Origin of the sequence: Lelliottia sp. SL45, from assembly GCF_026672535.1 — a bacterium.
Classification (GTDB): domain Bacteria; phylum Pseudomonadota; class Gammaproteobacteria; order Enterobacterales; family Enterobacteriaceae; genus Enterobacter; species Enterobacter nimipressuralis.
In genome coordinates this window covers 2,263,565-2,277,208 of record NZ_JAPPRH010000003.1, presented here as the reverse complement: position 1 = coordinate 2,277,208, position 13,644 = coordinate 2,263,565, and the positions used below count along the sequence as shown (strand labels likewise).

9 protein-coding genes are annotated in these 13,644 nt (G+C 55.0%); 8 read left to right on the top strand and 1 reads right to left on the bottom strand.

Annotated features, from left to right (window positions below):
* Positions 1-45 precede the first annotated feature (45 nt).
* The gene (trxB, locus tag OVA10_RS17255) at positions 46-1,014 is read right to left on the bottom strand and encodes a thioredoxin-disulfide reductase (protein ID WP_181827557.1); all 969 of its coding nucleotides are present in this window, start codon (positions 1,012-1,014) and stop codon (positions 46-48) included.
* Positions 1,015-1,565: 551 nt separating this feature from the next.
* Here trxB and lrp point away from each other — a divergent pair.
* The 8 genes from lrp to OVA10_RS17215 all read left to right on the top strand — a co-directional run bounded on the left by lrp (position 1,566) and on the right by OVA10_RS17215 (position 13,616).
* Positions 1,566-2,060, top strand: coding sequence for a leucine-responsive transcriptional regulator Lrp (gene lrp, locus OVA10_RS17250; protein WP_000228473.1), 495 nt, complete (start codon positions 1,566-1,568; stop codon positions 2,058-2,060).
* Between the two features lie 134 nt (positions 2,061-2,194).
* Positions 2,195-5,989: a DNA translocase FtsK gene (gene ftsK, locus OVA10_RS17245; RefSeq protein ID WP_268196502.1), complete on the top strand. Its 3,795-nt coding sequence runs from the start codon at positions 2,195-2,197 to the stop codon at positions 5,987-5,989.
* 128 nt (positions 5,990-6,117) lie between these two features.
* On the top strand, positions 6,118-6,732 hold the full coding sequence (gene lolA / locus OVA10_RS17240; RefSeq protein ID WP_100777013.1) for an outer membrane lipoprotein chaperone LolA: 615 nt from the start codon (positions 6,118-6,120) through the stop codon (positions 6,730-6,732).
* 9 nt (positions 6,733-6,741) lie between these two features.
* Positions 6,742-8,085, top strand: coding sequence for a replication-associated recombination protein RarA (gene rarA / locus OVA10_RS17235; protein WP_100777012.1), 1,344 nt, complete (start codon positions 6,742-6,744; stop codon positions 8,083-8,085).
* Between the two features lie 91 nt (positions 8,086-8,176).
* On the top strand, positions 8,177-9,469 hold the full coding sequence (serS, locus tag OVA10_RS17230) for a serine--tRNA ligase (protein WP_100777011.1): 1,293 nt from the start codon (positions 8,177-8,179) through the stop codon (positions 9,467-9,469).
* Between the two features lie 209 nt (positions 9,470-9,678).
* Positions 9,679-12,123, top strand: a complete 2,445-nt coding sequence (gene dmsA / locus OVA10_RS17225) for a dimethylsulfoxide reductase subunit A (RefSeq protein WP_102105150.1) — start codon at positions 9,679-9,681, stop codon at positions 12,121-12,123.
* A gap of 10 nt (positions 12,124-12,133) precedes the next feature.
* A complete protein-coding gene (locus OVA10_RS17220) occupies positions 12,134-12,751 on the top strand; it encodes a DMSO/selenate family reductase complex B subunit (protein WP_102105149.1) in 618 nt (205 codons plus the stop codon).
* Position 12,752: 1 nt separating this feature from the next.
* Complete coding sequence (locus OVA10_RS17215) at positions 12,753-13,616, top strand: dimethyl sulfoxide reductase anchor subunit family protein (RefSeq protein WP_102105148.1); 864 nt, start codon at positions 12,753-12,755, stop codon at positions 13,614-13,616.
* Positions 13,617-13,644: the final 28 nt, after the last annotated feature.

Sequence of the window (13,644 nt, the reverse complement as noted above, 5' to 3'; positions counted from 1 at the left end):
GACCAGTGGCCGCCTTTATTTACGTTTGTTGCTGACTTGTAAAGATTATTTACTTAATTCAGCCAGCCCATCCAGGTAGCGTTCCGCATCCAGTGCAGCCATACAGCCGGTGCCTGCGGAGGTGATTGCCTGACGGTAAATATGGTCCATCACGTCGCCTGCGGCGAAGACGCCTGGGATGCTGGTCTGGGTCGCGTTGCCGTGAATACCAGACTGCACTTTGATGTAGCCGTTTTCCAGCTCCAGCTGACCGTCGAAGATAGCGGTGTTCGGGCTGTGGCCGATAGCCACAAACAGACCCGCCACTTCCAGCGACTCAATGTTGTCGCTGTTTTGCGTATCACGCAGACGCAGGCCAGCAACGCCCATCTGATCGCCAGTGACTTCTTCCAGCGTGCGGTGGGTGTGCAGCACGATGTTGCCGCTCTCCACTTTATCCATCAAACGTTTGATGAGGATTTTTTCCGCGCGGAAGGTGTCACGACGGTGGATCAGATGCACTTCAGAGGCAATGTTTGCCAGATAAAGCGCTTCTTCAACCGCGGTGTTACCGCCACCGATCACGGCCACTTTCTGGTTACGATAGAAGAAACCGTCGCAGGTGGCACAGGCAGAGACGCCACGGCCTTTGAACGCCTCTTCGGACGGCAGACCGAGATAACGCGCGGACGCGCCGGTTGCGATAATCAGCGCATCGCAGGTGTACTCGCCGCTGTCGCCCGTCAGACGGAACGGACGGTTTTGCAGATCAACCTTGTTGATGTGATCAAACAGAATTTCGGTTTCGAATTTGATGGCATGCTCGTGCATACGCTCCATCAGCAGCGGCCCGGTCAGGTCGTTCGGATCGCCTGGCCAGTTTTCCACTTCAGTTGTGGTGGTCAACTGACCGCCTTTTTCCATGCCGGTGATTAATACCGGGTGCAGGTTAGCGCGTGCAGCATAGACCGCTGCGGTGTAGCCCGCAGGTCCAGAACCAAGGATTAGCAGCTTACTGTGTTTAGCCGTGCCCATGAGATCCCCATTGTTGTTGGCAGACATTTGCTCGGATTGTAGGGAATTTGTTGCCTTAAAAAAAGAGCACAGCAATTTTGTAAACGATTTGTGTAATAGCCGGGGACGATGAGACGCCCTTTTCGGGCGTAATAACATCACACTATCGGTGAAAAACGGTCGTTTATACGGCGTCAGAATGAGGATTAATACCCGGTCGCAATGAATAACTGGCATGTTGTACTAAAAAACGATGTTTTGCTTTGACAATCCCCTGCGCTTTTGCGAAAACATTGAAGGAAGAAAAAAAAGCCGCGCTAACGTTGTGTCGCATAGACATGCACGGAAACGCCATTTTTACCGGGTCAGTGAAATCTACGCATGGTGTGGACAGATGCCATGCGTGATGTCGGTGACAGCCTTCTGGCAACGGTCTTCTCACCGTAGAACCCGAATCTGCATCGCGTACAAATTATAAAAGGCGATGTGATAAGCAACGGGTACAGGCTCTGAACAGTGATGTGCACAGGGTCCAGGCAGGAGTAGGGAAGGAATACAGAGAGACAATAATAATGGTAGATAGCAAGAAGCGCCCTGGCAAAGATCTCGACCGTATCGATCGTAACATTCTGAATGAATTGCAAAAGGATGGGCGTATTTCCAACGTCGAGCTTTCAAAACGTGTGGGACTTTCTCCGACGCCATGCCTTGAGCGTGTGCGCCGACTGGAAAGACAGGGTTTTATTCAGGGCTATACGGCTCTGTTGAACCCGCATTATCTGGATGCCTCACTTCTGGTATTTGTTGAGATTACTCTGAATCGTGGCGCGCCGGATGTGTTTGAGCAATTTAACACCGCTGTGCAAAAACTTGAAGAAATTCAAGAGTGTCATCTGGTTTCTGGTGATTTCGACTACCTGTTGAAGACCCGTGTACCGGACATGTCAGCCTATCGTAAACTGTTGGGTGAAACCCTGCTGCGACTGCCTGGCGTGAATGACACCCGCACCTACGTGGTGATGGAAGAGGTCAAACAGAGCAATCGTCTGGTTATTAAGACGCGCTAATACGGAACAGGTGCAAAATCAGCGTAATTTGATTACACTCCTGTTAATCCATACAGCAACAGTGCCGGGTATCCCGGCGCTGTTGTCCGTTTTAGCAAACAGGCAGGAAATGCCTGGTACCTGGAGAGCCTTTTTTGAGCCAGGAATATACTGAAGACAAAGAAGTCACGTTAACGAAGTTAAGCAGCGGGCGCCGACTCCTTGAGGCGTTACTGATTCTTGTTGCCCTTTTTGCCGTCTGGTTGATGGCCGCCTTACTCAGTTTCAATCCTTCCGATCCCAGCTGGTCACAAACGGCATGGCATGAACCGATCCATAATTTGGGCGGGGTGCCTGGCGCATGGCTGGCGGACACGCTGTTCTTCGTGTTTGGCGTGATGGCCTACACCATTCCGATCATTATTGTCGGCGGGTGCTGGTTTGCCTGGCGTCACCGTCAAAACGAAGAGTACATCGACTATTTTGCCGTTTCGCTGCGTTTGATTGGCGCGCTGGCGCTGATCCTCACGTCCTGTGGGCTGGCCGCGATTAACGCCGATGATATCTGGTATTTCGCCTCCGGTGGCGTGATTGGCAGCCTGCTGAGCACGGCGCTTAAGCCTATGCTTCACAGTAGCGGTGGTACCATTACGCTGCTCTGTATCTGGGCCGCCGGGCTTACCCTCTTTACCGGCTGGTCGTGGGTGAGCATCGCCGAGAAACTTGGCGGCTTTATCCTCAATATTCTGACTTTCGCCAGTAATCGCACCCGTCGTGACGACACCTGGGTGGATGAAGAAGAATACGAAGATGACGACTATGAAGAAGAGACGTCATCCGCTAATCGTACTGAATCTCGCCGTACGCGCATTATGCGTGGTGCGCTGGCGCGTCGTAAACGCATCGCAGACAAATTCACCAATCCTGTGGCGCGTAAAACGGACGCTGCACTCTTCTCCGGCAAGCGCATGGATGATGACGAGCAGATCTCCTACAGCGCGGGCGGTGTTGCTGCCGATCCGGATGACGTGCTGTTCTCCGGTAATCGGGCGACGCCGGGTGATTTCGATGAATACGATCCGCTGTTAAACGGTCATTCCGTTACGGCACCTGTTGCCGCTGCGGCTGTTGCGACGACGGCTGCGCAAGCCTATGCCGCACCTGTCGAAGCTGTCATGCCTGCTGCGCCGGTGCAGACACCCGAGCCTGCAATGCAGCAGCCTGTAGTCGACTGGCAAACGGCGCCAGGCGTTCACACGCCAGAACCAACCATTGCTCCTGAGCCAGAAAGCTACGTGCCCGTTCAGCCGCAAGAACAGTGGCAGCAGCCGTATCAGCCGGAGCCGGTTTACGAATCAGAAACTTATCCGCAGTATGCTGAGCCTCAGGTTCAGACTTATCAGGAATACACGCCTGAGCCCGTCGTCGAGCCGCAGGTTGAAGTCGAAGAGGTAAAACCGGCCCGTCCACCGATGTACTATTTTGAAGAAGTGGAAGAGAAGCGTGCCCGTGAACGCGAGCAGCTTGCGGCCTGGTATCAGCCTGTGCCGGAGCCAGTGAGTGAGCCTGTTGTCACGCCTTCTGCGTCGCCTGCGTCTTTTGGTACACCCGATCTCGACCCGACCGCATCCGTGGCACCTGTTGCGGCTGGTATTAAGCAAGCGACTGCCTCTGCGGCAGCGTTCAGTCTGGCTACGGGCGGCGCGCCGCGTCCGCAGGTTAAAGAGGGTATCGGTCCGCAGTTGCCACGTCCAAATCGCGTGCGCGTTCCGACCCGTCGCGAGCTGGCGTCCTACGGGATTAAACTGCCTTCCCAGCGTATGGCTGAGGAAAAAGCGCGCGATCCTGATGACATAGATGATGCCGACGAAATGCAGCAGGACGAACTGGCCCGCCAGTTTGCTGCTCAGCAACATCAGCGCTACGGCGAAGAGTATCAGCCGGGTGTTCAGGACGACGAAGATGATGCCGCCGAAGCGGAGCTGGCTCGTCAGTTTGCCGCCTCGCAGGAGCAGCGTTACTCTGGCGAACAGCCAGCCAATGCGAATCCTTTCTCTCTGTCAGATTTTGAATTCTCACCAATGAAAGATCTGGTGGATGACACGCCGAGTGAACCGCTGTTTACGCCGAGTGTTATGCCGGAAGCTGAACCGCCGCGCCAGCACTATGCGCCTGCTCAGCCTGCGCACGTTCCACAACCTGCCGCTCCACAGCAATATGCGCAACCACAGCAGCCCGTTGCTGCGCCACCGCAATATGCACAACCGCAGCAGCCAGTCGCTGTACCACCGCAATATGCGCAGCCGCAGCAGCCCGTTGCTGCACCACCGCAATACGCGCAACCACAGCAGCCCGTTGCTGCACCACCGCAATATGCACAACCGCAGCAACCTGTCGTACAGCCGCAGGAAAGCCTGATTCACCCGCTGCTGATGCGCAATGGTGACAGTCGTCCAGTGCAACGACCGACTACGCCGCTGCCGTCGCTGGATCTCTTAACCTCTCCGCCGACGGAAGTTGAGCCGGTGGATACCTTCGCGCTGGAGCAAATGGCGCGTCTGGTTGAAACACGTCTGGCCGATTTCCGTATCAAAGCGGATGTTGTGAACTACTCGCCAGGCCCGGTCATTACGCGCTTCGAGTTAAACCTGGCGCCTGGCGTTAAAGCGGCACGTATTTCTAACCTGTCACGCGATCTGGCACGCTCACTGTCAACCGTGGCTGTGCGTGTGGTAGAAGTCATTCCAGGCAAGCCTTACGTGGGCCTGGAACTGCCGAACAAGAAACGCCATACCGTTTATCTGCGCGAAGTGCTGGATAACGCTAAGTTCCGCGATAATCCGTCGCCGCTCACCGTGGTGCTGGGCAAAGATATCGCGGGCGAGCCTGTGGTGGCCGATCTGGCGAAAATGCCGCATCTGCTGGTTGCAGGGACCACGGGTTCCGGTAAATCCGTGGGTGTAAACGCCATGATCCTGAGCATGCTGTACAAAGCGCAGCCGGAAGATGTGCGTTTCATTATGATCGACCCGAAAATGCTGGAACTGTCTGTCTATGAAGGCATTCCGCATCTGCTCACCGAAGTTGTGACCGATATGAAAGATGCCGCCAACGCACTGCGCTGGAGCGTCAATGAGATGGAACGCCGCTACAAGCTGATGTCGGCTCTGGGCGTGCGTAATCTTGCCGGTTATAACGATAAAATTGCTGAAGCCGCGCGCATGGGTCGTCCGATCCCGGACCCATACTGGAAGCCGGGCGACAGCATGGATGCTCAGCATCCGGTTCTGGAAAAACTGCCGTATATTGTGGTGCTGGTGGATGAATTCGCCGACCTGATGATGACCGTGGGCAAGAAAGTGGAAGAGCTGATCGCCCGACTGGCGCAGAAAGCGCGTGCGGCAGGTATTCACCTGGTGCTCGCGACGCAGCGTCCATCCGTTGATGTCATCACCGGTCTGATTAAAGCGAACATTCCAACGCGTATCGCCTTCACCGTTTCGAGCAAAATCGACTCCCGTACCATCCTCGATCAGGCCGGTGCAGAATCGCTGCTTGGCATGGGTGATATGCTCTTTTCCGGCCCGAACTCCACGACGCCAGTGCGTGTTCACGGTGCTTTCGTGCGCGACCAGGAAGTCCACGCAGTGGTCCAGGACTGGAAAGCGCGCGGTCGTCCTCAGTACATTGACGGCATCACCTCTGAAAGTGAAAGCGAGAGCGGCGGTGGCGGTTTTGACGGTGCGGAAGAGTTGGACCCGTTATTCGACCAGGCAGTTAACTTTGTGACGGAAAAACGTAAAGCCTCAATCTCGGGCGTACAGCGTCAGTTCCGCATCGGTTACAACCGTGCCGCACGCATCATCGAACAGATGGAAGCGCAGGGCATTGTGAGTGAGCAGGGGCACAACGGTAACCGTGAAGTGCTGGCACCACCGCCGTTCGAGTAATCTGTCGCCGATTGCAAAGATGGGTAAATCAGCAAAAATTAAGCATTTTCTTCTGTCGCCTGCCTGCGGGCAGGTCCAGAATAGAGGACAGAACCCCATTCGGGGATGACGAATTTTAAGGATTAATAATGAAAAAAATCGCAATCGTCGGAGCACTACTGACCAGCTTTGTTGCCAGCAGCGTCTGGGCTGATGCCGCAAGCGACCTTAAAAGCCGCCTGGATAAAGTCAGCAGCTTCCATGCCAGCTTCACACAGAAAGTGACGGATGGTAGCGGTAATGCGGTGCAGGAAGGTCAGGGCGATCTCTGGGTGAAACGTCCTAATCTGTTTAACTGGCACATGACGCAACCGGATGAAAGTATTCTGGTTTCCGATGGCAAAACCCTGTGGTTCTACAATCCGTTTGTGGAGCAGGCGACGGCAACGTTGCTGAAAGACGCGACCAGCAATACACCGTTCATGCTCATCGCCCGTAATCAGACCAGCGACTGGCAGCAGTACAACATTAAGCAGAATGGCGATGATTTTGTACTGACGCCGAAAGGCAATAACGGCAACCTCAAGCAGTTCACCATTAATGTGAGCAGCAACGGGACTATCAATCAATTCAGCGCCGTTGAGCAGGATGAGCAGCGCAGCAGCTACCAGCTCAAGTCTCAGCAAAATGGCGCTATTGACGCATCGAAATTCACCTTTACCCCGCCGCAGGGCGTAACGGTGGACGATCAACGCAATAAGTAAGAGGCGTGAGTGGGCAACCTGTCGCTCGATTTTTCTGACAATGCGTTTCAACCTCTGGCCGCGCGTATGCGGCCAGAAAATTTAGCGCAGTACATTGGTCAGCAGCATTTGCTGGCTTCCGGGAAACCGTTGCCGCGCGCTATCGAAGCCGGGCATCTGCACTCGATGATCCTCTGGGGGCCTCCCGGTACGGGTAAAACTACGCTGGCCGAAGTGATTGCTCGCTATGCAGATGCGGACGTGGAGCGTCTTTCTGCCGTCACGTCAGGCGTGAAAGAGATTCGTGAAGCCATTGAGCGCGCCCGTCAAAACCGCAATGCCGGTCGTCGTACGATCCTGTTTGTTGATGAAGTCCATCGTTTCAATAAGAGCCAGCAGGATGCGTTTCTGCCGCACATTGAAGATGGAACGATCTTTTTTATCGGTGCGACTACCGAAAACCCCTCTTTTGAACTCAACTCGGCGCTACTGTCGCGTGCGCGCGTCTACCTGCTGAAATCGCTCACCACGGACGATATCGAGCAGGTACTGACTCAGGCGATGGAAGACAAATCGCGCGGCTACGGCGGACAGGATATCGTTCTGCCGGATGACACGCGTCGTGCGATTGCCGAACTGGTCAATGGCGATGCGCGCCGGGCATTAAACACGCTGGAAATGATGGCCGATATGGCCGAGCTGGACGCATCCGGTAAGCGGGTGCTGAAGGCGGAGTTACTGACCGAAATTGCCGGAGAGCGCAGCGCGCGTTTCGACAACAAAGGCGATCGTTTTTACGATCTCATTTCGGCATTACACAAATCCGTGCGGGGCAGTGCGCCAGATGCTGCGCTCTACTGGTATGCACGCATTATTACCGCCGGTGGCGATCCGCTCTACGTCGCGCGCCGCTGTCTGGCGATTGCATCCGAAGATGTCGGTAATGCCGATCCGCGCGCCATGCAGGTGGCGATTTCTGCCTGGGACTGTTTTACCCGCGTAGGGCCGGCAGAGGGCGAGCGCGCCATTGCCCAGGCGATTGTCTATCTGGCCTGTGCGCCGAAAAGTAATGCTGTCTACACCGCGTTTAAAGCAGCGATGTCCGATGCTCGCGATCGGCCGGACTATGATGTGCCGGTACATCTGCGTAATGCGCCGACCAAACTGATGAAAGAGATGGGCTACGGCCAGGAATATCGCTATGCCCACGATGAGCCGAATGCCTATGCCGCTGGGGAGGAATATTTCCCGCAGGAAATGGCACAAACGCGCTATTATCGCCCGACTAACAGAGGTCTTGAAGGCAAGATTGGTGAAAAGCTCGCCTGGCTTACCGGACAGGATCAAAATAGCCCTATAAAACGCTACCGTTAGCGCGATCGTTGCGGTAATGTTGGCAATGTATCCCTGTGACCGCAGGCTGTGGTCACTTTTCCTCTTTTAATTCGATAAGCACAGGATAAGCATGCTCGATCCCAATCTGCTGCGTAACGAGCCAGACGCAGTCGCTGAAAAACTGGCACGCCGGGGCTTTAAGCTGGATGTAGATAAGCTGCGCGCTCTTGAAGAGCGTCGTAAAGTTCTGCAGGTACAAACTGAAAATCTGCAGGCTGAGCGTAACTCTCGATCGAAATCCATCGGCCAGGCGAAAGCACGCGGGGAAGACATTGAGCCATTGCGTCTGGAAGTGAACAAACTGGGTGAAGAGCTGGATCAGGCGAAAGCTGAACTGGATGTTCTTCAGACCGAAATTCGTGATATCGCGCTGGCGATCCCGAACATTCCTGACGATAGCGTTCCTGTCGGCAAAGACGAAAATGATAACGTTGAAGTGAAACGCTGGGGTACCCCGCGTGAATTCGACTTCGATGTGCGCGATCATGTCACCCTCGGTGAAATGCACGCGGGTCTGGATTTTGCCGCTGCGGTGAAACTGACCGGTTCTCGCTTTGTGGTGATGAAAGGCCAGATCGCGCATCTGCACCGTGCGCTGGCGCAGTTCATGCTGGATCTACACACCGAGCAGCATGGTTACAGTGAAACCTACGTTCCGTATCTGGTTAACCACGATACGCTGTACGGTACTGGCCAGTTGCCGAAATTTGCAGGCGATCTGTTCCACACCCGTCCGCTGGACGAAGAAGCAGACAGCAGCAACTATGCGTTGATCCCAACGGCTGAAGTGCCGCTGACCAACCTTGTTCGCGATGAAATCATCGACGAAGACGATCTGCCAATCAAACTGACTGCACACTCTCCGTGCTTCCGTTCTGAAGCGGGTTCCTACGGTCGTGATACCCGTGGTCTGATTCGTATGCACCAGTTCGACAAAGTCGAGATGGTTCAGATTGTTCGCCCGGAAGAGTCGATGGATGCGCTGGAAGAGATGACCGGCCATGCAGAGAAAGTGCTTGAGCTGTTGGGTCTGCCGTACCGTCGTATGGCGCTGTGCTCGGGTGATATGGGCTTTGGTGCCTGTAAAACCTACGACCTGGAAGTTTGGGTCCCTGCGCAGAACACCTACCGCGAAATCTCCTCCTGCTCTAACGTCTGGGATTTCCAGGCACGTCGCATGCAGGCGCGTTGCCGCAGCAAATCTGACAAGAAAACCCGTCTGGTTCATACCCTGAACGGTTCTGGTCTGGCTGTGGGCCGTACGCTGGTTGCGGTGCTGGAAAACTACCAGCAGGCAGACGGCCGTATTGAGATCCCTGAAGTGCTGCGCCCGTACATGAAAGGCCAGCAGTACATTGGTTGATTTGCCCTAAAACAAAAAAGCGCCTGATGGCGCTTTTTTTATGCCTGCGTTTTGACTCCAGACAATAACTTATCCTCCTAAAGTAGTAATACTCACCTCACTCATTATTAGCATAAAAATCTAATAACGAATCAAATCGTTATATAAAAAACTATATAGCGGCGTGTGCCGCACCTTTATTTATTTGTGAGCAACCAAAGTGAGTTTCTATGAAAATCAAAGCGCCTGATGCTCTTCTGGCTGCCGAGGTGAGTCGTCGCGGGTTAGTCAAAACGACGGCGATTGGTGGCCTGGCCGTTGCCAGCAGCGCGTTCACTCTCCCTTTTTCACGGATGGCAACCGCGGCTGAAGCTATCGCGCCGCTGAGTGCCCCGGATAAAGTGGTCTGGAGCGCCTGTACCGTCAACTGTGGCAGCCGTTGCCCGCTGCGAATGCACGTTGTCGATGGTGAAATCAAATATGTCGAAACCGACAACACCGGGGATGATAACTACGAAGGGTTACATCAGGTTCGTGCCTGCCTGCGTGGTCGCTCGATGCGTCGTCGTGTTTACAATCCGGATCGCCTCAAATATCCCATGAAACGCGTGGGCAAACGCGGTGAAGGCAAGTTTGAGCGCATCAGCTGGGAAGAGGCCTTTGATACCATCGCCGGGAATATGCAGCGATTGATCAAAGAGCACGGCAACGAATCCATCTATCTGAACTACGGTACCGGCACGCTCGGTGGCACCCTGACTCGCTCATGGCCACCGGGAAAAACGCTGATTGCCCGTCTGATGAACTGCTGCGGCGGTTATCTCAATCACTACGGTGATTACTCCTCTGCGCAAATCGCCGAAGGGCTGAATTACACCTACGGCGGCTGGGCCGACGGCAACAGCCCGTCCGATATCGAAAACAGCAAACTGGTGGTTCTGTTCGGCAACAATCCGGGTGAAACGCGTATGAGCGGCGGTGGGGTGACCTATTACCTCGAGCAGGCGCGCGCAAAATCTAATGCCCGGATGATCATCGTCGATCCGCGCTATACGGATACCGGTGCCGGTCGTGAAGATGAATGGATCCCGATTCGCCCCGGTACCGATGCGGCGCTGGTGAACGCGCTGGCGTGGGTGATGATCACAGAGAATCTCGTCGATCAGCCATTCCTCGACAAATACTGTGTCGGTTATGACGAGAAAACCTTGCCAGCCAGCGCCCCGGCTAACGGTCATTACAAGGCGTATATCCTTGGACAGGGCAGCGATGGCGTGGCGAAAACGCCGCAATGGGCATCCACCATCACAGGCATTCCCGTTGAGCGTATTGTGCAGCTGGCGCGTGAAATTGGCTCGGCGAAACCGGCCTATATCAGCCAGGGCTGGGGCCCGCAGCGCCATGCGAACGGTGAAATTGCCACTCGCGCGATTTCGATGCTCTCAATTTTAACGGGCAACGTCGGCATCCACGGCGGTAACTCCGGCGCGCGTGAAGGCTCTTATTCTTTGCCATTCGAACGCATGCCAACGCTGGAAAACCCGGTGCAGACCAGTATCTCCATGTTTATGTGGACTGATGCGATTGAACGCGGCCCGGAAATGACGGCCCTGCGTGACGGGGTGCGCGGCAAAGATAAACTGGATGTACCGATCAAGATGATCTGGAACTATGCCGGTAACTGCATTATTAATCAGCATTCAGACATCAACCGCACGCATGACATCCTTCAGGATGACAAAAAATGCGAAATGATTGTGGTGATCGACTGCCATATGACCTCGTCGGCAAAATATGCCGATATCCTGCTGCCGGACTGCACCGCCTCTGAGCAGATGGACTTCGCGCTGGATGCCTCCTGCGGCAACATGTCGTACGTCATCTTTGCCGACCAGGCAATCAAACCGCGCTTTGAATGCAAAACCATCTACGAGATGACCACGGAACTGGCTAAACGTCTCGGCGTTGAGCAGCAGTTCACGGAAGGCCGTACTCAGGAAGGGTGGATGCGTCATCTGTATGAACTCTCCCGTAAGGCGATGCCTGAACTGCCTGATTTTGACACCTTCCGTAAGCAAGGGATGTTCAAACAGCGCGATCCGCAAGGGCATCATGTGGCCTATAAAGCGTTCCGCGAAGATCCGCAGGCGAATCCACTGACTACGCCGTCTGGCAAAATCGAGATTTACTCTGAAGCACTGGCAAAAATTGCCGCCAGCTGGGAGCTGCCAGAAGGGGATGTCATCGATCCATTGCCGATCTACACCCCTGGTTTTGAGAACTATAACGATCCGCTCATCGCCAAATACCCACTGCAGCTCACCGGTTTCCACTATAAATCGCGCGTTCACTCTACCTATGGCAACGTCGATGTGCTGAAAGCGTCGTGCCGCCAGGAGATGTGGATGAACCCGATGGATGCGCAGAAACGTGGCATTGCCAATGGCGATCGCATTCGTATCTTTAACGATCGCGGAGAGGTGCATATCGAGGCGAAAGTGACGCCACGTATGATGCCAGGCGTGGTCGCGCTGGGGGAAGGGGCCTGGTACAACCCGGATGCCAATCGCATCGACCAGGCAGGCAGCATTAACGTGCTGACCACGCAGCGCCCGTCGCCTCTGGCGAAAGGCAATCCGTCCCACACGAACCTCGTTCAGGTTGAAAAGGTATAAGGAGTAACCGATGACTACCCAGTATGGATTTTTCATTGATTCCAGTCGTTGCACCGGTTGCAAAACCTGCGAGCTGGCGTGTAAAGATTACAAAGATTTAACTCCTGATGTCAGCTTCCGCCGTATCTACGAATACGCAGGCGGCGACTGGCAGGAGGACAACGGCGTCTGGAATCAGAACGTGTTTGCCTACTATCTGTCGATCGCCTGTAACCACTGCGAAGATCCCGCGTGTACCAAAGTGTGCCCAAGCGGCGCGATGCACAAGCGTGACGACGGTTTTGTGGTGGTGGACGAAGATGTCTGCATCGGCTGCCGCTACTGCCATATGGCCTGCCCGTACGGCGCGCCGCAGTACAACGCTGCGAAAGGCCACATGACCAAATGCGACGGCTGCCACAGCCGCGTCGCAGACGGTAAAAAGCCGATCTGCGTGGAGTCCTGCCCGCTGCGCGCGCTGGACTTTGGCCCGATTGAAGAGCTGCGTCAGAAACACGGTCAGCTCGCCGCTGTCGCGCCGCTGCCGTCTGCGCACTTCACGAAGCCAAGTATCGTTATTAAACCGAATGCCAATAGCCGTCCGACGGGTGATACCACCGGCTACCTGGCCAATCCGAAGGAGGTGTGAGATGGGAAGTGGATGGCATGAATGGCCGTTGATGATTTTCACCGTCTTCGGACAGTGCGTGGTGGGCGGGTTTATTGTCCTCGCTCTGGCATTGCTTAAAGGTGATTTACGCGCTGAACAGCAACAGCGTCTGATACTGGGTATGTTCGGCCTGTGGGTTCTGATGGGGATTGGCTTTATCGCCTCCACGCTCCACCTCGGCTCGCCGCTGCGCGCATTTAACTCCCTGAACCGTATCGGCGCCTCTTCGCTCAGTAATGAAATTGCGAGTGGGGCGATCTTCTTTGCTGTCGGTGGTCTTGGCTGGCTGCTGGCAGCACTGAAGAAGTTACCGTCAGGGTTGCGCGGTGTGTGGCTGATCGTGACTATGGTGCTTGGGGTCGTATTTGTCTGGATGATGGTACGCGTCTATAACACCATCGATACCGTTCCTACATGGTACAGCGTCTGGACACCAATGAGCTTCTTCCTGACCATGTTTATTGGTGGTCCGCTGCTGGGCTTCCTGCTGCTGCGCGTGGCGGGTGTCGATGGCTGGGCAATGCGCCTTCTGCCGGCGGTATCACTGCTGGCGCTGGTGATCAGTGCAATGGTTGCGCTGATGCAGGGCGCTGAGCTGGCGGCTATCCATAGCTCTATTCAGCAAGCGTCGGCGCTGGTACCGGATTACGGTTCGCTGATGGCCTGGCGTATCGCACTGCTGGTTGCGGCTCTGGCCTGCTGGGTAATCCCGCAGGTGAAAGGGTATCAACCGGCCGTTCCGCTGCTGTCTCTGGCCTTCGTGCTGGTACTGGCAGGGGAGCTGATTGGTCGCGGTGTGTTCTACGGTCTGCATATGACGGTAGGTATGGCTGTCGCCAGTTAAACGATCGTTTGGTTATATCGAGCCGGGG